Source organism: Mesorhizobium sp. WSM4313, assembly GCF_002294725.1.
Classification (GTDB): domain Bacteria; phylum Pseudomonadota; class Alphaproteobacteria; order Rhizobiales; family Rhizobiaceae; genus Mesorhizobium.
Genome location: NZ_NSFT01000007.1, coordinates 173,339 through 192,414, shown reverse-complemented (window position 1 = coordinate 192,414; position 19,076 = coordinate 173,339). Strand labels below are relative to the sequence as shown.

The following is a 19,076-nucleotide window of genomic DNA, read 5'->3' as shown; positions in this document are numbered from 1 at the left end:
CAAAACTATTGAAAATTGAGCAGGTTAACCAATAACCAAGGAACCAACGACCATGTCGGCCGGCCGGCGCCGCGCCAGCACCCGCTCGATGTTGGGCATGTCGTTGGAGGCGATCCAGGCGCGGGCGTCCTCGTCGGACTTGCCATGTTCGCGCCAGCGCTCCATCAGGCGGCTTTCGAGCTCGCCCCGCGGCACGTCGACGAAGATGGTGAAATCGAACAAAGGCGCCAGCCGCGACCACGGCTCCTCGTCGAGCAGCAGATAGTTGCCCTCGACCAGGATGAACTTGGTGTCGGTGCCGACGATTTCGGCCGCCGCGCGCGACAGTTCCATGCTGCGGTCGAACACGGGAATCGCGATATCGGGTTCGCCGGAGCGGATGCGCTTCAAGAGCGTCTCGAAACCGGCGAAATCGAACGTTTCCGGCGCGCCCTTGCGGGGGCGCAGGCCGCGGCGGTTGAGAATGGTGTCGTCATAATGAAAGCCGTCCATCGGTACGACCTCGGATGTGCCCTCCGGCAGCAGTTCATGCAATGCAGCTGACAGTGTCGACTTGCCGGAGCCGGGCGGACCGGCGATGGCGACGACGAAGCGCCTGGCTCCGCCGGCGCGCTTGAAGATGGCGGCTGTGATATGGGCGATCTCGGACATCGGCGGCTTTCCGGCTGCGGTTCAGCCGACATCTTGGCGGGTGTCGGCGGAAAATTCAAACCTCGTTCCGAAGTTTAGGCGGCCTGCGCACCTTCGAGGTTAGCCGAGGCGTCCATCCTCGTCCCCTGGAATGACGAACTCTCAGGCGCTGGCCGACGTCTCAATCAGGAACCGAGCCGCCGATGCGCAGGAACCCGCCGTCGAACGGCACCTCCCGCGCTGCCCCGCCGGCAGCGAGGACACGCAGGCGGTCGGGCGCCGATTCCAAGCCGCTCGGCGGCTCCACGTCCGCGGACGGAACCCCACCGATGACATGGCGAAACGACACCGACCGCCCCTCGGCGAGTGCAAAGACTGTGGCCACGCCTTCATGCTTCAACCAGTTGTCGCCGAGCGAAGCGGCGTGGCCGACGGCCGTGCGGCCGTCCTCGATGCCGAGCACGCCGACGTGACGGCCGCTCCAGGGCGCGTAGTCGCGGCCGCCATTCGAGAACCACAGCATGGTGACCGGCAGCTCGGCCGGGTTCTTCAGCACCAGAACCAGATCCTGCTCGGCGCGGCGGGCAATCGCCGTCCAGCCCGGACCGTCGTGGTCCGCCTCGACCAGGGTGATGAAATCCTCGCGCCTGTCTTCCATGCGGTAGTCGGTGAGGTCGGTTGTGCCGCCGGCGGCGAGCGGGAACTTTGTGAGGTCGGCGGCGCGAGCCGGATAGGCCAGCATGAAGCGGCCGCGAGCCGGATCGGGCTCCGGCGGCATCGGCGGCGTGACGGCCATGCGCTTCGGCGAGAAGGCGAGCCGACCGCCGCCCGTCATCGCCGTCATCGGATGATGAGCGACGGAAATCGCGCCGGCGCCGCCGGAAAAGATGTGCTCCTGGTAGAGGAAAGGATGGTCATCGCGCAGCGTGAAGACCTTGTCGACAGTGGCGCCCATGACCTTGCGGCGCAGCCGGACGACGGCGCGCCAGCCTCCGGGAACCGCGCCGTTGTCGACGACGTCCCACTCGCTGTTGGCCGGCCAGCCATGCAGGGGCGCGGTCTCGACGTCGCTGGTGGAGAAAGGCGCGCAGAGGAAATCGCCTGAGAGCCGCACCGTGCCTTCGGGGAGGTTCGCGGGCAATGTCTCGCGCGGCGAGCCGACCCAGGGCGCGCGATGCAGGGGCTTCAGGAGGCGGCCTTCGGCCTCGACCTCCATGGCACTGATGTGACCGACGGCAAGATCGAGCGAAACCGAGATGCCCCTTGCGCCGATGGTGAGCGTGTCCATGAATGCTTCCCGAATCTTTTCTCGCGGCAGCAAAGCCTGTCCAGCACCGGATACGCAAGCGTGATGGCTGGCAATTTGCATCAGGCGTTTTCGCCCCGCCAATCTATCCTTCGTCATTTTAGGGTCTGCGCGCGTCGCTTCGCTCCTTGCTCCGCCCTAGAATGACGAAGGATAGGTCGCCGCTTCACGCGCGATAAAAAATCGCAAGAGAGGGGAACAGCGCCACGCTGAAAACGACCCTACTGCCTTTTATACTCCCTGACCGGCGACTTGGTGCCATCGGTATAGGTCACCTGCACCGCCATCGATTTCACGTCATCCTTGACCTTGAAATAGGGCTGGTAGTCGGACGGACTCGCATAAGGGTCCTTGGCGTCGCAGGGCGGCATCTTGATCTCCTTGTCGAGCGCGGTGCCGTTCAGGCTGTAATGCACTTGCCTGATGGCGCAGCGGAAGGAGAGCATCTGGGTGAAATAGACCAAACCGCGATTGCCGCCGGCGTCGAAGGCGATCCATGAGGTCCAGAATTGGTCGAGGATCTGCTTGTTGCCCTGCTGGAGCGCCGAATCCGGATCGAAGCGGATGTCGAACGGGCCGGTCTCGTGGCCGCGGATGTCGAGATATTTGATGGCGATGATGGCGGCGGCGGTGCTGTCCGGCAATTCGAAGCTCGGATTGGGCATCGGCTTGCCGGTGCGCTGGTCGTTCATCGCCAGCATGCCGGTCTCGGTGAACGGGCCATTGGCGCCGAGCCGCCAGGAAATCGCCGTCGCCGGCTCGGGCAGCGAGATCGCCATCGACCAGCCGGCGTTGGAGCGCGTCGGCGTCAGCGTCGGCACGAAGCGCGACGGGTCGAGCACGTCGCCCAATGCCGTCAGCCGGGTGCGGCTGCGGTCGAGCCAGTCGGCCAGTTGGGTCTGATCGACGAAATATTTGAGCAGGCCGCCGTCTTTTTCGTACGAAACGAATTTGGTCAGCGCGGTCGCCTCGCTGCGCTTGTCGGCCAGCGTCTGGCTGCCCAGGCGGTCTTCCGAAAATTCCTGCGCCAGGAGAAAGTAAGCCGGCGCGTAATCCGGGTTGGCGGCGATGAAGGCGTTGAGCTTGTCGAGCCGCTGGACATCGTCGAACTGCAACAGATGGACGAGCTTAATCGACGGCGCCTTGGCCTTTTCCGCCAGAGAACCCAACACTTCGCGGGCGCCGGCCTTGCCGTCCTGGACCCTGAGCAGCGTGGCGAAGCGCGTGTAGGGGTCGATAGCGTCGACATCGAAGCCGGCAAAATCAAGATAGGAACGGCGGGCGTTGAGCATGTCGCCGGCCAGCTCGTAGACGCGGGCATTATGATAGAATTCGTCCGGGCGCCTGGGATCGGCGATGGCGCCGCCCTGCGCGGAGAGCTGCGCGAAGCCCTTGGCGATCGTGTCGATCGAAGCGGCGATCTGCTCGGTGGTCGCCTGCAGCTTTTCGGCCTGCGCCTGCTGCCGTTGCTGGCCTGCGGCCAAAGTGTCGGTGGTCTGCTTCACCGCATCCACGGTCTTCTGCGTCTCGGTGCCCTGTTGGGTCTGCCTGGTCTGCGTCAGCGCGATTTCTTCGGTCGTCTTCGCCATCGTGTCGGTGGACTTCTTGACCGCTTCGACGGTCTTCTGCGTCTCTGTGACGGTCTTTTCGATCTTCGCCACTTTCTGCGAGACGATGCCCAGCGACTGCTGCAGCTCGGCCACCGCCGGCACGAGGCTGGCGATCACGCCGTTCTGCGAGTTCGTTTGCTGCTGGATGCCGTAGACGCCGCCGGCGATTGCCGCGGCGCTGGTGGCGAAGATCAGCGCCGGCATGGCTTTTGCCGCCAGCACCAGCCGCAGCACCATGGCGATGGCGATGATCAACGCCGCGACCGCGGCGCCGAGCGCGATATAGGCGGCAAAGGGTCCGAGCGGGTTGAGCACGTCGCCAATCGCGCCGCTGACAAAGGCGAAGCTCGCCGCCCATTTGCCGGTGCGGCTAAGCGATGCCCGCAGAAGCGAGGTGGTGCCCGTGGCGATTTCCGACATTGCCGATCCCCCCAAAAACCAAGCCGGGCGCATATTAACGGAAAGGAGGGGCGGAAGGCAAAGCGGGGACATCCTGCAACGCTGGCGATTGGCGAAAGCCTGCGCGACATCTGATCTCCCCCCTTGCGGGCCGCAAGGGGGGAGATTGGCCGCTTCGCCGGCAGCGCGCACCCCGAAAACCTGGGCAAATGCCTTATTGCCGCCGTTAACCCATTGGACGCGGCACATGCGGTACGTTAGCTTCGCCGCATCTCAGCAACAGCTTTAGAACCGTCTTGCCCCGTCCCTTCCCTTTCCTTCAGAAACTCATCGCCGCGATGGCCCTGCTGCTGCTCGTCGCCGGCTGCACCACGGCCGCGCCGCCTGAAAGCGTGCTTGCCGTGCCGGCGAAGCCGCAGAAATATGCGGCGATCGTGGTCGATGCCTCGACCGGCAAGACCTTGTTCGAGGTGAACTCGAGGTCGCAGCGCTATCCCGCCTCGCTGACCAAAATGATGACGCTCTACATGCTGTTCGAGGCGCTCGAGTCCGGCCGCGTCACCAAGCAGACGCAGATTCCGGTTTCCGACCACGCCGCCTCGCAGCCGCCGACGAAGCTGCGCTTCCGGCACGGCGAGACGATCGACGTCGATTCCGCCATCCGCGCCATGGTGGTGAAGTCGGCGAACGATGTGGCGGTGGCGGTGGGCGAGTATCTGGGCGGCGGCTCAGAGGACCAGTTCGCCGCCATGATGACTGCCAAGGCGCGCCAGCTCGGCATGACCGCCACCAACTTCCGCAATGCATGCGGCCTGCCCGACGACGGCCAGGTGACCACGGCGCGCGACATGGCGGTGCTGGGCATGGCGCTGGAAAAGCGCTTTCCGCAGCATTTCCACTATTTCTCCGAAAGCGACTTCATGTTCCGCGGCCGGCTGGTGCGCGGCCACAACGACATGCTGGGCCGCGTGCGCGGCGTCGATGGCATCAAGACCGGATACATTCGTGCCTCCGGCTACAACATCGTCACCTCCTACAATGCCGACGGCAGGCATCTGATCGTGGTGGTGATGGGCGCCGACAGCGCGCGCCAGCGCAACAACCATGTCGAGGCGCTAATCCAGCGAAGCCTGGGGCCGACGACAGCCGATGCCGGCCAGCCCAGGCTGATGTATTCCGGGCAACAGCCGGCTTCGCCGCCGCCTGGCCTGCAGCCGCCCGGACTGCCGCCGTCGGATCAGGCATTGCCGGGGTTGCCGCCGCCGGCCGCGCCTGCCTCGCCGCCGCCAGGGCAAGCGGCGTCCGATCTGCCTTCGCCGGATTTGGCGTCGCCCAGTTCGCCGCTGCTGCCGACGCAGTAGAGCGGCGGGGCGGACGAGAAAGTCTGAGACGCCGGCGGGACAGCGCCCCCCTCTGTCCTGCCGGACATCTCCCCCTCTTGGGGGGAGATCAGCCAGCGCCGCCGGTTTCGCTAATCACCAACGTTGCAGGAGTGAGCCTGCGCCGAAACCGCCAATCTCCCCCCTCGTGGGGGAGATGTCCGGCAGGACAGAGGGGGGCGCGAAGGATCGCTGCCTATCTCGTTCTCACGCCGCTCCGCAGGGCGGAGCCTACCGGACCACCAGCACCGGGATCTGCGTCAGCGACACCACCTCCGCCGTCTGGCTGCCAAGCACCAGGCGGCCGAGGCCGCGGCGGCCGTGCGAGGCCATGACGATGAGGTCGCTGCCCTCGGCGCCCGCAACCTCGAGGATCGCCTCGGCCGGCGCCTTGTTCTCGACGTGGACGCCCTTGGAGGCGACACCCTTGGCATCGGCTTCGGTCTTGCATTTGTCGAGCACCTCGCTTGCATATTTGCGCGCGCTTTCCTCGTAATTGGTGAGCTCGTCGGCGGCGACATAGCCGGCCATGGCGCCGCCCCAGGCCAGCGTCGGGAACGGCTCGGAGACGGTGACGAAAGCCACGGCGGCGCCAAGGCCCACGGCCAGCTCCAGCCCGTGGGCGACGCCCTTCTGGGCCAGTTCCGAACCGTCGGTGGCGATCAGGATTTTCTTGTACATGGTAGCGGTCCCTCATTTGCGGGCCGCTGCGCGCGGCTCAGGTGGCGGGAGCCTGAACGCTCAGGCCTGATCTCGATATAGTCAGCCTATCAGGCCCGCCACAGGGGCCAGCTTGATCTGGATCAAGGCCAGGCGGCGGAGACGATTGCTCCAGGGTGGTGAGAAATTGCCGACGGCGCTCCCCCTCTCCGTCTCGGCTTCGCCGAGCCACCTCTCCCCCGCCTCCGGCGGGGGCGAGGAACCCAGGATTGCGAACGGCGCGGCAATGGCGATTGGCGTTTCCTCGCCCCCGCAAAGCGGGGGAGAGGTGGATCGGCGCGAAGCGCCGAGACGGAGAGGGGGCTGCGCCGCCAGGTGCGATTGCAGCGCGAAGGTCGGCGGAGAAAGCAACGCCCGCCCAATCACAAGAACTTGTTCCGTCACACACTTTTCACACTGACCATGGATATGCCGCCGGCTTGGCGTATCGTATCGCAAAGCCTCGAACAGGAGCACCGAGCATGGCAGGCGACCCGAAGGCATCCGCGCAGAAGCAGGCGGACAACGAGAACGACGTCGCCGGCGAATATCTCGAGGCGGAAACCGTGTTGGAGGATGCCCAGCACGGAGCCGACGAGATCCTCGAAGCGCCGGAAGTGCCGGATTCCGAGCCGCACGCCGAACCGCATGTTCCGGGCGCCGCCAGGATCAAGCCGAAGAAAAAACCCTCGGCGATCAGCGGCCGGAAATTCCGCAAGCGCGACCTGGTGCGCATCGACGACCTCAGGCCCAGCCTCGCCGACCGCATCCGCTCCGACCATCCCGACCTGCCGCGCGGCGCCCGCATCAGCCGCGAGGAGCTCGGCCGCTACCGCATGCGCTACATGGAGGAGTTGCTGCAGCAGGAGCACGGCGAATTCTCCGAGCTCGACCGCCAGGTGGTTGAATCGATCGCGAGACAAGACACGATCTCGGAGAACTCGGAAGAGGAGTTCGAGGAGCACCGCTCCTTCGCCGACCGCGTCTCCGACACGATGGCCGAGTTCGGCGGCAGCTGGTGGTTCCTGATCTCGTTCGGCACCGTGCTTCTGGTCTGGATCGGCGTCAACCTGATCGCCGGCCTGGCGCACGCCTTCGATCCCTATCCGTTCATCCTGCTCAACCTTCTGCTCTCCTGCATCGCCGCCATCCAGGCGCCGGTGATCATGATGAGCCAGAAGCGGCAGGAAGCCAAAGACCGGCTGCGCTCCTTCAACGACTACCGGGTGAACCTGAAAGCCGAGCTCGAGGTGCGCCACCTGCACGAAAAGCTCGACTATTTGATCTCGCGCCAATGGCAGCGGCTGGCCGAAATGCAGCAGATGCAGCTGGATGCGATGCACGAGCTGGCGGGGGCTAAGAAGCAGAAGCGGGCGACAAGGGCGGTGAGAAGGAGGGTGGCGAAGGTGGAGGCGGAGGGGTGAGACCCAGAAGCTTGGGTCCCTCGACAAAACGGCAGGTCCGAAGGGCGGCGAGACCCGCGGCTTGCTCCGAAACGGTGGGCTCGGCGAAGCCGCGATGTCGAGGGAGCGCCATGTCCGATAGCTATCGGTGAAACAATCAACCCGTCTCAGGCCGCCGCACAATCGCCAATTGGCCGTTGATGCCTAGCCCCGCTTCCGCTATGAAGCCGTGGCTGGCCGGCTCACCGGCCGGTTCGTTTTCCCGGGAAGCACCCGTAGCTCAGCTGGATAGAGCGCTGCCCTCCGAAGGCAGAGGTCACAAGTTCGAATCTTGTCGGGTGCGCCAATTTCTCATTGCATAACAGGTAGTTAGCACTAGGCTTGCTTAGCTGAAGTCGTTCGGGGTTGAGCGGCGTAAGCGCTGAGAACCGCGCTCGGCTGCGGCTTCGCCAGCCTCAATTCGGATTTGGCGGCGTCGCAACTTTGCCTCCCCGAGCGAAACGCCCGAAACGCCTGGCAACCTCGCACATCCCGCTATGAGTGCCTGGACCCGAAACTCGTGATCAGGACGAGGATATCCGGTCGCGCCGGGCAAAGCGGCCAAGGAACCCGCCGCCGATCAGATCGTTTCGCGATATCTGGCCAGATCAACGGACCGAGGAGAGCTCGAAATTCGGCATGCTCGCAGTCGCGCGGTGCCGAATACCGGCCAGTTCCGCCAGTTTTAGGGCTTTGGCTAAATGTTGCATGACGTCGACTATGTCCTGCGAAAACTCGATTGGCTGCGCGCCGAAGGCATCTGGCCCAACGGCTTGCGGTATCTTTGGACCGATGCATTCGGCGTCGTGATCTATGTCTCGCTCTACACAGAAACTGGCGAAGAGCGCTGGCTGGGCGCGGCCGACCGGCTGGTGGCCGATGTCGAGCGTGTGCTCGGCCGCCGGCGCGGATTGAGGATCGGCGAGGCGGCGGATCGCGATGGCCAGTATTTCCATTATCTGGCGATGTGGCTGTTCGCCTTGGCGCGTCTGGGCGATCTGAAGCCGGAATACCGCAAGCGGGGCATTGCGCTGGCGCGTGACATTCACCCAGCCTTTGTGATCCCCGGCCGCGGCGTGATCTGGAAGATGCAGGAGGATCTGAGCAGCCCATATCCTGGCTACGGTCTCGGCAGCATGGATGCCTATGACGGCTACGTCTCTTACCGGATGCTCGGTGAGGACGCGCTGGCGGTCGAGATCGCGCAAATGCGCGACCTGATGGAGCGGGATTGGCGCACCCTCGACATCGAGCAGGACCTCGGCCTGGGCATGATGCTGTGGCTCGCCCATTTCTTTCCCGACGAGCCGTGGGCAGAGGCGCAGACGAGGCGTTCGCTGCGAACTCTGGAAACGATGTGGGTCGACCCGCCCGGCTATTTCAGCCGCGCCCCATGGCTGGGCGATACCAAGTTCGCCTTCACCAATTACGGCGTTTCACTCGGCCTGCAGGCCGCCGGTATCTGGCCGGGGCGTGTCGACAGGCTGAACGCCTTCTTCGAGGACTGGCGCTCAGGCGACGAATACGACCGCGAGGCGATCACTTGGGTGATGGCCTGCACCTCGCACCTTCCCGGCGCTTTTCTGGCCAGGGGTGGCGGGCGATCGACCGAAAGCGACGAACCCCGGGAACGTTCCTCCGCCGGCCCGGTTGTCGATGGAAGCGCATCGAGACAAGGGACACGGTTGAAATGGCCATTCTCTTGGGAAAACCGGGAAGCTGTTGGGTTGCGGCAGCCACCGCCACCAACTTTCCCCGGCTCGAAGGTTCGCTCCGTGCGGACGCCGTTGTCGTGGGGGCTGGAATTGTCGGCCTGACGACGGCGCTTCGCCTTTGCGAGGCGGGCCGATCGGTGGTCGTCCTCGAAGGCCTGCGGACAGGCGGCCAGGTCACCGGCCGCTCGACGGCCAAGATCACCACGCAGCATGCCCTGATCTATCGTCATCTCATCGACACTATCGGCCTGGAGTTGGCCCAGGACTACGCCGACGCGAATTCCGCTGGCGCCCAACAAATCCGCGATTGGATCAACAACTACGCGATCGCCTGCGATCTCGAGAGCAAGGACACCTATACCTACACGTGCAGTGAAAGCCGGCGCGCGGAGGTCGTGGCCGAGGCGGAGGCCGCGCGCCAGGTCGGGCTGGAGGCCGATCTCCTCGATCGCGCGCCGCTGCCTTTCGAAACGACCGCAGCATTGCGGTTCCCCGACCAGGCGCAGTTCAATCCAACGATGTATCTGATTGGTTTGGCGGCAGCGGTGACAGCCCATGGTGGTCGTATCTTCGAAAACAGCCGCGCCACCTCGATCGACGAGGCAAGCCGCTGGCGCGTCGTCACCGATGGCGGCGCCGTTGATGCCGGGGACGTCGTTGTCGCCACCAACATGACGGTGAAGAGTCCCGTCGGCATGGCGAACCGGACGCAACCGCGCTGCCACACCGCCATGGCCTTTCGGATCGATGATCCCCGCCCTGTCGACGGCATGTTCATCGGCATCGACGATCCGACGCATTCCATCCGCACGGGCCGTGACGCCGAAGGTCCACTGCTGGTCGCGCTCGGCCCCAAATTCAACACCGGCTGGGATGGCGACGTGGCGAAGCGGTTCATCGAACTGGAAAAATGGGCGAGAAAGAACCTTCCCATCGGTGACGTTGCGTGGCGCTGGTGCAATGAGGACTATGACACGGCCGACAGGATCCCATACGCCGGCGAACCCGATCCCACCAAGGCGGCCGGCTTCCACATTGCCATGGGTTTCAACGCCTGGGGCATCACCAACGGAACGGTCGCGGGCACCATGATCGCCGACCTGATCTGCGGCCGCCCAAGCCGATGGCAAAAACTCTACGACCCGGCGCGGCCCTATCCCGAGGACTTCCACAAGAATGGCCGCAGTCAATCGATCGTCTCGAGCACGCACGATATTGCGCCTGGCATGGGTGGCGTGATCGTCAGGGGAGACGAAAAGATTGCGGCGTGGAGAGACACCGAAGGAGCACTCCAGGCGGTTTCGGCGACCTGCACCCACAAAGGCTGCACCGTATCCTGGAATAATGCCGACCGCACCTGGGATTGTCCCTGCCACGGCTCGATCTTTGCCGCCGACGGCTCGGTCATCCACGGCCCCGCCCGAAAACCGCTTGCCCAGATTGCATTGTGAAAGCGGCAGCTGTGAAGGCGGCGACCAATGCCGCCGACCTCATGCTGGCCGTTCGTAGGTTCCGACCAACTCCGTCTCCTGCAATGCGTGTTTCTGGGCTTGCTTCCAGACCTGATGCACGCCCGCCTGTCCCGGTACGCCGAGGCTCGGTACATCGAGCGCGGCCAGCCGAAAGTGGTAATGGTGGACGCCATGCCCGGCAGGCGGCTGCGGACCATCGTAATTGGCATTGCCGAAATCGTTGGTGCCTTGCCTGAGTGCCGACGGACCGGGCTTGCCATCTTCGGCTTCGGCAAGTCCGCCGGCATCCGGCGGGATATTGAAGACCGCCCAGTGCCCGAACGTCCCGCTTGGCGCATCGGGATCCTGCACGACTAGAACAAGGCTCTTGGTCCCGTCAGGAACACCGGACCACTTCAGCGGCGGCGAGACGTTCTGGCCGTCGCGCGCGTACTTTTCGGGAATTTTTCCGCCTGCCGGGAACGCCGGGCTGATAAGGGTGAGTGGCATTGCTATTTCCCCAGGAGATTGCGACCGAGAAACCCGCGCCGGCGCCGTTCACGCCGCTTGCTGAGCTTCGGCGACCCGTCTGATCTCTCCTGGCAGGGAGTCCCAGACCTTGTGCATCTGTCCTTCTTCGACATGATGGGCAAGCACCTTGGACACGGCCCTGAATGCATCCTCGGAATCGAGCGGACGGATGAGCTCAAGCTCCGCCTTGATCTTGGCCAGAAACTCGTCGAGCGACCGCACCTTCTCGGGAGCTTTGGAGGGCTGATATCGGTCATAGAAGGCGCCACGAACCAGAATCGGCAATTGCGAGCCGAGGTGGGCTGCAAGATCCGGCTGGATACGGTCGCGCAGGGCGTGCAGCACCGCTCCGAGAACGTGCCAGGCGACCTGCCGATCCGGTCCAATCTCGTCCATGATCTCGTCGAGCCAGATGTTTGTGGTCTGCAGTGTCTTGTCGAATACGTCGAGTCCGGTGGCGTTCATCGAAATCTCCTTCCGTTCAAATCCGACTAGGTGGATTGACCAAACAGGCGTGCCGGCCCGTTGTTCCGCCATGGCATGTCCCGACGCGCATTCTTGTCGGCTGTCGAGCTTCCGAAGAATCCCGCTGCAAAGGACAAGACACGCCGCATAGACGTCAAAGCGCGATAGTGGCCAACTGAAGGCTGCCTGAGCAGGGGACGTTCAGCCCCGACGGAGGAGAACGCATGGCAGCAACCGCTCAGGCGAGCGTTTAGAGCGGTTCAGCGTTTCACGGAATCGCCAACCGCTCTAAGTTTTGTTTTTACGCAATTGCGGACGGAAAACCGCTACGCACTTTTCCTGGAATTGCTCTAGCGACGAGGATCGTCCGTCGCCTCGGAAATGCCTTCGAGGGCGATCTTGGCGGCTTCCTCATCGGTCCGCCCGAGGTCAGCCAGAGCAATGACGCCGACGAGACGCTTGTCGCGGTTGATCACCGGAAGACGACGCACCTGATGCTTGGCCATGATCTTCGCCGCATCGGTGATGTCGGCGTCATCGAAGCACCAATGGACATGCTCTGACATGACCTCGCGAACGGTCGTGTTGCCGGCTGAGCGCTCCTCGGCGACGCCGCGCATCACAATGTCGCGGTCTGTCACCATGCCGACCAGCCTGTCATTCTCGCCGACCGGAAGGGCGCCGAGATTGTCGGCCCGCATTTTCCGGGCGGCATCCCTGATCGTCGTGTTCGGGCCGACCAGTTCGGTCCGACGGCACATGATCTCCTGAACTTGCATGGGATGTTCCTCTCTCTGATTGCTGAGGCGCCACACCCGCCTCCTGCTGCGCATTGCGAGATCACAGGATCGCGGTCTGCTCGATCCGCGCCAACGCGCCTCCCTCGCGATCGAAACTATTCTTGGAACGTCGAGACAGCCAGCGAGTTCCAAAATGATACCGGTGCCGCAGCCCATCCCACGAGAGTGGCCGCAGGCTGAAAGAATATCCACCGGGAAAACAGATGCACGCGGATCGAAGGTCATGGCTGCCATCTTTACAGATCGCCGCGAGGCCGGACGGCGACTGGCCAGGGAACTCGTTCGCTTTGTCGGGCGCGACGACGTCATCGTATTGGCGCTGCCTCCCGGCGCCCTGGACGAAGTCGCGGATCTCGCAGCTCAATGGTTCTTGCGCCATCTGATTTCGGACAGATCGGCGTCGAGCGTCTGACAGTCGGGGCTTGGATCACTGGTCCCGGGATCATTTCACCGGCCTGTGAATGGCATCGGTCATTTGCCATGCATGGCCGCCGGATGCTGCAGATGCTGTCTTAAGGTGCCAGTCGGGCACGGGCTGGGGAATGCGCTGCGTGCATTCGTTGTTCACGGCCGTAATCCGGATTCTACCTGGCTAGCACGAGTGATTTCGATCCCAGTGGAAATCTGATCAGGAGAAAAGCCATGGATTGGCAGTTGCCCGAGCGGTTCGACTTCAACGGTGATGAGATCGCCTGGGGCGTCATTGGCGAAGGGCCGCCCGCGGTCGTCATGCATGGCTCGCCATTCTCTTCGCTCGAATGGCGGCGGATCGTGCCATGGCTCGCGCGGCATCGACGGGTCTTCTACTACGACATGCTCGGCTATGGACGCTCGACCAAGCCCGAGGGCGACGTCCTGCACGGCACTCAGAACAGCCTGTTCGCGGCACTCGTAAACCATTGGGGTGCCGAGCAGCCCGATATCGTGGCGCATGACTTCGGTGGCTCGGTGGCGCTGCGTGCGCATTTGCTTGACGGTGTCGACTACCGCAGCCTCATATTGATCGACCCGGTCGCGATCAGCCCGCAGGGTTCAGCGCTGGTGCAAGCGGCGAAAGCGCATGGAGAGGTGTTCGCCAGACTGCCCGCCTATATCCATGAGGCCATGCTGCGCGCGTACATCAGCGCGGCGGTCAAGCGCACTTTGGCTGAGGAGGAGATGCGGCTCTATCTCGATCCCTGGCTTGAGGAAGAGGGGCAGAAGGCGTTCTGGCGCCAGATCGCTCAAATGGACGACAAATACAGCGAAGAGGTCGAATGGCGCTATGGCGAGATTCGCTGCCCAGTGACGATCGTGTGGGGCGCTGAAGACGAGTTCATCCCGCTGAAGGATGGGGAGGAACTCGCGAGGCGTATTCCAAACGCGTCATTCACGGTTATCGCCAACGCCAAGCACCTCGTCCAGGAAGACGCGCCCGAAGCAATCGTTGCCGCGGTGCTCGACGTCTGGCATCAGCACGCGTCAGGTTCGGGACTGTCGGCAGCAGCGCATAATAGCAATCGTTGAGCGGCACCCTCTTCGTCATCGTTCGAAGGACGTGCCCGGCACTGATTCCATGCAAAGCAGTTCGCGGAGTCCGTTGAGGACACATTCAAACGGGAACGCGATCAGACAGAAAGCGGCGCCAGCCGCCGAATGACGAGATGTCGGAAGCGCCCAGCAAGCCCACGGATTCCACCAGGAAGCCTTTGGCGCTGCTGCCGTCGTCAAGCTCTATGTTGCCAATGCCCAGCGGCGGCGGGATGGCGGCCACGAAGTGGCCGAAGGCCTCGGCAGGCATCCGCCAGACCTCTACCTCGATCGCAGTGCCGCCGCTCTCCACACGGACCAGTCCGGGCTTGGGCGTGGCCTGGCCGGCGAGCTGGTAAAGCTTGTATGAAGAAGCCGTCCTCGTCGCCCGGCAGAACCGGGCACCGGCCTGCTTGAGCTGGCCATTGAGCGGCATTCCCGAGAGGTGAGCGCCGACCACCACCAATTCGATCGTGCCGTCTTCGGCCGACGCGCCGACAGGCTGCACGCTCGGCTGGCGCCAGCCGGTCGCGCCGAGGGTGAGACCGCTCGCGGCATGGAGATCGCGCGCGATGGACGCCACAAGGCCGTCCAGTCCGGCGGCCGCAAGCAGTGTCACGCTCATCGGCAGGCCGTCGTCGCGCGTGCCGGTCGGCACGGCGATGCCGCACATGTCGAGCAGGTTGACGAAATTTGTGTAGGTGCCGAGCCGGCTGTTGGTCTCGACCGGATCGGCGAGCACGGCGGCGGTGGTGTAGTGCGTCGGCGCGGTCGGCACGCAGAATAGGTCGACCGAGGCGATGAGCGGGGCGAGCTTGGCCCGGTAGGCCTGCAAGGTATAGAGGCCGCGGAAGGCGTCCGCCGCCGACAACTTCCTGGCGCCGCCGATGATTCTGCTCGTCACCGGATGCATGGCGGCTTCGTTGGCTTCCATGAAATCGCGGATCGCAGCATAGCGCTCGGCCACCCAGGCGCCCTCATAGAGGAGGTTGGCGGTGGCGTAGAAATCGCCGAACGGGATTTCAACCAGCCGGCAGCCGAGCCGCGACAGCATGGCAAGCGAGGCCTCGAAGCCGGCCTGCATCGCCGCATCGCCGAAGAATTTCCGGTCGGCTTTTGCCGGGATGCCGACGCTCGGCACAGGCGGGCGCGCGGCGAGCGGCCGGACGGCGATGTCGCGCGAATAGGGATCGGCCGTGTCGCGCCCTGCCGCGACGCAGAACACTGCATAAGCGTCGTCGACGGTCAGCGCGAACACCGACACGCAGTCGAGCGTGCGGCAGGCCGGAACGACGCCGCCTGTCGACAACGCACCGACGGTCGGCTTCAGCCCGACGATGTTGTTGAGGCCGGCCGGGATGCGGCCGGAGCCGGCAGTGTCGGTGCCAAGCGCGAAGGAGACGATGCCGCGCGCTGTCGCCACCGCCGACCCGGACGAGGAGCCGCCCGGCACCAGCTCCGCGTCGATGGCGTTGCGCGGGATCGGCCAGGGCGTGCGCACACCAACGAGGCCGGTGGCGAACTGGTCGAGATTGGTCTTGCCCACGACCAGCGCGCCGGCGACCTTGAGCCGCGCCACCACGGTGGCGTCCTTGTCGGGCCAGTAGGTGTATTGCGCGCAGGCCGCCGTCGTCGGCATGCCGGCGACGTCGATGTTGTCCTTGACGGCGAAGGGAATGCCCCACAGCGGTTTTGCCACCGGGTCGAACGGGCCGAGCGCTTCGGCCGCGGCAAGCAGATCCGCCTTGGAGGCGAGATGGATGAAGATGCCCGGATCGTCGGCAGCCTCGATGCGGGCATAGATCGCCGCGATCACATCGCCAACGCCGACACCTCCACGATAGGCGGCGCGCAGGCTCGCTATGTCGAAGTGGACATCGCTCATTTCGTCTCCCCCAGAATGATCACGGGCAGGTCCCATTGGATCAGCACGACACAGCCGTCCTTCGTCCACACCGAATGCTCGGTTCCGACCGGATTGAGGATCACGCTGCCGGCAGGATAGTCACCGTTCTCGTCGCTCTGGGTGCCTTCCAGCACGACGATGGTCTCCAGCCCGACATGGCGATGGCGCGGCACGCCGGCGCCCGGCCGGTATTTCAGGATCGCGACCGACGGCTCCACCGGCCCGCCCTTCAGCAGCCAGTGCACGCCGATGCCGTCGCGGAAAGGCTCGAACGCCAGGTCGCGCCAGCCGCCGTCGAGCAGGCCGGCAAAGGCAAGATTAGGCATTGGCAATTCCCTCGAGCACCTGGTCGGTCGTCGCCGTCCAGCCGACGACGGCGCCCTGCGCCCTGATCATGGCGATCGCCGCCGCCTTGAACTCGGGAAAATAACTTTCCGTGGCGTCCTCGGCGAGCAGGCACTCATAGCCGCGATCGTTGGCCTCGCGCATCGTCGTCTGCACGCAGACTTCGGTGGTGACGCCGGCAAAGACGAGCTGCTCGGCGCCGAGCCTTTTCAGGTCATCGCCGAAGGAGGTCGCATAGAAGGCGCCCTTGCCTGGCTTCTCGATGACGATCTCGCCGGGCAGCGGCGCAAGCTCGTCGAGGATCGCGGTGCCCGGCTCGCCGACGATCAGCACGCGGCCCATCGGCCCGGCATCGCCTATACGAACCGACGGATTGCCGCGATTGCGCTTGGCCGGCGGCAGGTCGGAAAGGTCGGGCCGGTGGCACTCCATCGTGTGGATCACCGGAAGGCCGGCGGCGCGAAAGCCGTCGATCAACCGCTTCACCGTCGGCACGATCGCGGTCACCCGGCTGACGTCATTGCCGAGGCTGGCGCCGAAGCCGCCGGGCTCGGCGAAGTCGCGTTGCATGTCGATGACGACCAGCGCCATGGTCCGCGGCTTGAAGGCGAACGGAAATGGCTGCGCTGCGATTTCCGCCATTAGTGATGTCCCGCCATGTGCTCGCCGATAGTCTGGACACTGGCCTGCGCAATCGGCGTCTCGTAGACCAGCGCACCGTCCGACATGACGAAGATGCGGTCCGAGAGCTCGAGCAGTTCGTCGAGATCCTCCGACATCAGAAGCACGGCGGCACCGGCATTGCGCGCCTGCATGATGCGGGCGCGGATTTCGGCCACGGCCGAGAAGTCGAGGCCGAAGCACGGGTTGGAGACGATCAGAAGGTCGACCTTGCCGGTGAGCTCGCGGGCAAGCACGGCGCGCTGCACATTGCCGCCCGACAGCGAGGCGATCGGCGAGGCAAGCGATGCGGTCTTGACCTTGAACTGCTCGACCAGCCTGGCGCTGAATGCCCTGATGGCGCCGGCACTGATCCAGCTCACCGGTTTGCCGTTGCCGTCGATGTCGAAGGTGCGGAAAGAAATGTTTTCGGCCACCGTCATTTTCGGCGCGCAGGCATTCTTCAGCGGCTCCTCGGGAATGAGCCGCACGTTGAGAGCGCGCGCCTCGGCCCGCGTTGCCGCATAGGCGGCGCCGCGCACCATGATTTCGCCGGCATCGCGGGGGCGCTGCCCGGCCAGCACTTCGAGCAATTCCTTCTGGCCGTTGCCGGAGATGCCGGCGATGCCGACAATCTCGCCGGCGCGCACGCCGAGATCCTCGATCCGGATCGACTTCAGCCCGGTGCGGTCCGGCGCCTTCAGCGCCTTGACCTCGAGGACGATCTCGGCGTCCGGCCTGGGCTCGGCGCGGCTGTCGAGGACCGCGATCGGCTGGTCGCCGATCATCATCGCCGCCATGGCCTTGCGGTCGAGGTCGACGACGCGGCCAGTGCCGGTCAGCCTGCCCTTGCGCAGCACGCTGACGTCGTCGGCGAATGCCGTCACCTCGTGGAATTTGTGCGAGATCATCAGCACCGTCAGGGCGCCGGCCCTGGTCATGGCGCGCACCAGGCCAAGCACTTCCTGCGCCTCGCCGGGGGTGAGCACGGAGGTCGGCTCGTCCAGCACGAGGAAGGAGCGGCCGAGATAAAGCTGCTTGATGATCTCCAGCTTCTGCTTCTCGCCGGCAGCGAGCTCGGCCACCTTGACGTCGAGCGGCAGCTTGAACGGCATTCGATCCATGAACTTTGCAAGCTCGCCGCGCTCCTTGCGCCAGTCGATCACGCCGGGAACCTTCTCACGCGAAATGACCAGATTCTCGGCGCCGGTGAGCGAGGGGACAAGCGTGAAATGCTGGTAGACCATGCCGAGGCCGAGCGCCGAGGCGTCCCTGGGGCTGGCGATCGCCACCTCGCGACCCTCGATGAGGATGTCGCCGGCGGTCGGGTGATAAAAACCCATCATGCATTTGACCAGCGTCGACTTGCCGGCGCCGTTTTCGCCAAGCAGCGCGTGGAACGATCCGGCTGGCACCTTGATCGAGACGTCGCCCAACGCCGTGAAGGCGCCGAAACGCATGGACATGCCGATGGTCTCGACGCCGACGGCCTTGTTGCCGGTGATCGCGCTCATCCTGGTTTCCTTACGGCAGCTGGGCGACGAAGGACGCCGAGCTCGACACCGCGCCAAAGACGCCGCCCTGCATCTTGATCATCTTGATCGCGGCAAGATGATTGCCGTAGTCGGTCGCGCCGCAGCAGTCCTCCAGCATCACGCATTCGAAGCCGCGGTCGTTGGCCTCGCGCATGGTGGTGTGCACGCAGACATCGGTGGTGATGCCGGTGAGCACGATGTTCTCGATGCCGCGCTGGTTGAGGATCAGCTCCAGGTCGGTGGCGCAGAACGAGCCCTTGCCGGGCTTGTCGATGATCGGCTCGCCCTCGGCCGGGTAGAGGTCGGGAATGATGTCCCAGCCCGGCTCGCCGCGCACCAGGATGCGCCCGCAGGGGCCGGGATCGCCGATGCCGGCATTGATGCGGCGCGAGCGCCAACGCTTGTTGGCGGGCAGATCGGCGAGGTCGGGGCGGTGGCCCTCGCGGGTGTGGATGATGGTGTAGCCTTTCGCGCGCATGGCCGACAGCACCGACTTGATAGGCTCGATCGGTGCGCGCACCAGCGACAGGTCGTATCCCATATGATCGACATAGCCGCCCGGCCCGCAGAAATCGGTCTGCATGTCGATGACGATCAACGCCGTGTTGTCGGGGCGAAGCTCGCCATTGTAAGGCCACGGATACGGGTCGGCGTCGATATAGCGCTGGGTGATTTCGGCTCTGGCGTTCATGGC

General features: G+C 64.6%; 17 protein-coding genes, 1 tRNA gene and 1 pseudogene. 7 read left to right on the top strand and 12 right to left on the bottom strand.

What is annotated here, in order from left to right:
- Positions 1-24 precede the first annotated feature (24 nt).
- The 3 genes from CK219_RS18015 to CK219_RS18005 all read right to left on the bottom strand — a co-directional run bounded on the left by CK219_RS18015 (position 25) and on the right by CK219_RS18005 (position 3,966).
- Positions 25-651 carry a nucleoside triphosphate hydrolase gene (locus CK219_RS18015; protein WP_095768082.1) on the bottom strand — a complete coding sequence of 209 codons (627 nt, stop codon included), beginning with the start codon at positions 649-651 and terminating at the stop codon, positions 25-27.
- A gap of 160 nt (positions 652-811) precedes the next feature.
- Positions 812-1,918, bottom strand: a complete 1,107-nt coding sequence (locus CK219_RS18010; RefSeq protein ID WP_095768081.1) for a hypothetical protein — start codon at positions 1,916-1,918, stop codon at positions 812-814.
- Positions 1,919-2,157: 239 nt separating this feature from the next.
- Positions 2,158-3,966 carry a chemotaxis protein gene (locus CK219_RS18005; RefSeq protein WP_095768080.1) on the bottom strand — a complete coding sequence of 603 codons (1,809 nt, stop codon included), beginning with the start codon at positions 3,964-3,966 and terminating at the stop codon, positions 2,158-2,160.
- A gap of 317 nt (positions 3,967-4,283) precedes the next feature.
- On the opposite strand from CK219_RS18005, the pseudogene CK219_RS18000 reads away from it, so the two are divergent.
- Positions 4,284-5,078 (top strand): annotated as a pseudogene (locus tag CK219_RS18000) (D-alanyl-D-alanine carboxypeptidase family protein); the annotation flags it as partial.
- Between the two features lie 477 nt (positions 5,079-5,555).
- Here CK219_RS18000 and CK219_RS17995 read toward each other — a convergent pair.
- Positions 5,556-6,005, bottom strand: a complete 450-nt coding sequence (locus CK219_RS17995; protein ID WP_095768078.1) for a universal stress protein — start codon at positions 6,003-6,005, stop codon at positions 5,556-5,558.
- A gap of 500 nt (positions 6,006-6,505) precedes the next feature.
- Here CK219_RS17995 and CK219_RS17985 point away from each other — a divergent pair, with 500 nt between their 5' ends.
- The 4 genes from CK219_RS17985 to CK219_RS17970 all read left to right on the top strand — a co-directional run bounded on the left by CK219_RS17985 (position 6,506) and on the right by CK219_RS17970 (position 10,631).
- Entirely contained in the window at positions 6,506-7,447 is a 942-nt protein-coding gene (locus tag CK219_RS17985; RefSeq protein WP_095768076.1) for a DUF1003 domain-containing protein, read from the top strand.
- A 248-nt stretch (positions 7,448-7,695) separates the two neighbouring features.
- Positions 7,696-7,772, top strand: a tRNA-Arg gene (locus CK219_RS17980).
- 394 nt (positions 7,773-8,166) lie between these two features.
- Complete coding sequence (locus tag CK219_RS17975) at positions 8,167-9,282, top strand: hypothetical protein (protein WP_245340518.1); 1,116 nt, start codon at positions 8,167-8,169, stop codon at positions 9,280-9,282.
- Positions 9,168-10,631 (top strand): FAD-dependent oxidoreductase, encoded by a 1,464-nt coding sequence (locus tag CK219_RS17970; RefSeq protein ID WP_245340521.1) that lies wholly within the window; start codon positions 9,168-9,170, stop codon positions 10,629-10,631. The genes CK219_RS17975 and CK219_RS17970 overlap by 115 nt, the downstream gene beginning before the upstream one ends.
- Before the next feature lie 39 nt (positions 10,632-10,670).
- Here CK219_RS17970 and CK219_RS17965 read toward each other — a convergent pair whose 3' ends face one another.
- The 3 genes from CK219_RS17965 to CK219_RS17955 all read right to left on the bottom strand — a co-directional run bounded on the left by CK219_RS17965 (position 10,671) and on the right by CK219_RS17955 (position 12,406).
- Positions 10,671-11,141 carry a YbhB/YbcL family Raf kinase inhibitor-like protein gene (locus CK219_RS17965; protein WP_095768074.1) on the bottom strand — a complete coding sequence of 157 codons (471 nt, stop codon included), beginning with the start codon at positions 11,139-11,141 and terminating at the stop codon, positions 10,671-10,673.
- Between the two features lie 48 nt (positions 11,142-11,189).
- Positions 11,190-11,627, bottom strand: coding sequence for a DUF2267 domain-containing protein (locus tag CK219_RS17960; protein WP_095768073.1), 438 nt, complete (start codon positions 11,625-11,627; stop codon positions 11,190-11,192).
- 350 nt (positions 11,628-11,977) lie between these two features.
- Entirely contained in the window at positions 11,978-12,406 is a 429-nt protein-coding gene (locus CK219_RS17955; RefSeq protein ID WP_095768072.1) for a CBS domain-containing protein, read from the bottom strand.
- 244 nt (positions 12,407-12,650) lie between these two features.
- Here CK219_RS17955 and CK219_RS31275 point away from each other — a divergent pair, with 244 nt between their 5' ends.
- Entirely contained in the window at positions 12,651-12,839 is a 189-nt protein-coding gene (locus tag CK219_RS31275; protein ID WP_141245374.1) for a hypothetical protein, read from the top strand.
- 230 nt (positions 12,840-13,069) lie between these two features.
- Positions 13,070-13,933, top strand: a complete 864-nt coding sequence (locus CK219_RS17945; RefSeq protein ID WP_095768070.1) for an alpha/beta hydrolase — start codon at positions 13,070-13,072, stop codon at positions 13,931-13,933.
- Positions 13,934-14,018: 85 nt separating this feature from the next.
- Here the strand turns inward: CK219_RS17945 and atzF are convergent, their stop codons facing one another.
- From atzF to CK219_RS17920, 5 genes are read right to left on the bottom strand one after another with little or no spacing between them, the layout of a single operon-like run.
- A complete protein-coding gene (gene atzF / locus CK219_RS17940; protein ID WP_095768069.1) occupies positions 14,019-15,821 on the bottom strand; it encodes an allophanate hydrolase in 1,803 nt (600 codons plus the stop codon).
- Positions 15,818-16,168, bottom strand: coding sequence for a cupin domain-containing protein (locus tag CK219_RS17935; protein ID WP_095768068.1), 351 nt, complete (start codon positions 16,166-16,168; stop codon positions 15,818-15,820). The genes atzF and CK219_RS17935 overlap by 4 nt, the downstream gene beginning before the upstream one ends.
- Positions 16,161-16,829, bottom strand: coding sequence for an isochorismatase family cysteine hydrolase (locus tag CK219_RS17930; RefSeq protein WP_095768067.1), 669 nt, complete (start codon positions 16,827-16,829; stop codon positions 16,161-16,163). The genes CK219_RS17935 and CK219_RS17930 overlap by 8 nt, the downstream gene beginning before the upstream one ends.
- A complete protein-coding gene (locus CK219_RS17925) occupies positions 16,829-18,361 on the bottom strand; it encodes an ABC transporter ATP-binding protein (protein WP_095768066.1) in 1,533 nt (510 codons plus the stop codon). Before CK219_RS17925 ends, CK219_RS17930 begins: the two co-directional genes overlap by 1 nt.
- Before the next feature lie 10 nt (positions 18,362-18,371).
- Positions 18,372-19,073: an isochorismatase family cysteine hydrolase gene (locus CK219_RS17920; RefSeq protein WP_095768065.1), complete on the bottom strand. Its 702-nt coding sequence runs from the start codon at positions 19,071-19,073 to the stop codon at positions 18,372-18,374.
- Between the last annotated feature and the right edge of the window lie 3 nt (positions 19,074-19,076).

What these genes read in the sequence shown, in the direction of transcription:
- CK219_RS31275 (WP_141245374.1), top strand. Translation starts at nt 12,651, where the DNA reads ATGGCTGCCATCTTTACAGATCGCCGCGAGGCCGGACGGCGACTGGCC.
- CK219_RS17955 (WP_095768072.1), bottom strand. Translation starts at nt 12,406, where the DNA reads ATGCAAGTTCAGGAGATCATGTGCCGTCGGACCGAACTGGTCGGCCCG.
- atzF (WP_095768069.1), bottom strand. Translation starts at nt 15,821, where the DNA reads ATGAGCGATGTCCACTTCGACATAGCGAGCCTGCGCGCCGCCTATCGT.
- CK219_RS17925 (WP_095768066.1), bottom strand. Translation starts at nt 18,361, where the DNA reads ATGAGCGCGATCACCGGCAACAAGGCCGTCGGCGTCGAGACCATCGGC.
- CK219_RS17920 (WP_095768065.1), bottom strand. Translation starts at nt 19,073, where the DNA reads ATGAACGCCAGAGCCGAAATCACCCAGCGCTATATCGACGCCGACCCG.
- CK219_RS18005 (WP_095768080.1), bottom strand. Translation starts at nt 3,966, where the DNA reads ATGTCGGAAATCGCCACGGGCACCACCTCGCTTCTGCGGGCATCGCTT.
- CK219_RS18015 (WP_095768082.1), bottom strand. Translation starts at nt 651, where the DNA reads ATGTCCGAGATCGCCCATATCACAGCCGCCATCTTCAAGCGCGCCGGC.
- CK219_RS17995 (WP_095768078.1), bottom strand. Translation starts at nt 6,005, where the DNA reads ATGTACAAGAAAATCCTGATCGCCACCGACGGTTCGGAACTGGCCCAG.
- CK219_RS17945 (WP_095768070.1), top strand. Translation starts at nt 13,070, where the DNA reads ATGGATTGGCAGTTGCCCGAGCGGTTCGACTTCAACGGTGATGAGATC.
- CK219_RS17935 (WP_095768068.1), bottom strand. Translation starts at nt 16,168, where the DNA reads ATGCCTAATCTTGCCTTTGCCGGCCTGCTCGACGGCGGCTGGCGCGAC.
- CK219_RS17965 (WP_095768074.1), bottom strand. Translation starts at nt 11,141, where the DNA reads ATGCCACTCACCCTTATCAGCCCGGCGTTCCCGGCAGGCGGAAAAATT.
- CK219_RS17975 (WP_245340518.1), top strand. Translation starts at nt 8,167, where the DNA reads ATGTTGCATGACGTCGACTATGTCCTGCGAAAACTCGATTGGCTGCGC.
- CK219_RS17960 (WP_095768073.1), bottom strand. Translation starts at nt 11,627, where the DNA reads ATGAACGCCACCGGACTCGACGTATTCGACAAGACACTGCAGACCACA.
- CK219_RS17985 (WP_095768076.1), top strand. Translation starts at nt 6,506, where the DNA reads ATGGCAGGCGACCCGAAGGCATCCGCGCAGAAGCAGGCGGACAACGAG.
- CK219_RS17930 (WP_095768067.1), bottom strand. Translation starts at nt 16,829, where the DNA reads ATGGCGGAAATCGCAGCGCAGCCATTTCCGTTCGCCTTCAAGCCGCGG.
- CK219_RS18010 (WP_095768081.1), bottom strand. Translation starts at nt 1,918, where the DNA reads ATGGACACGCTCACCATCGGCGCAAGGGGCATCTCGGTTTCGCTCGAT.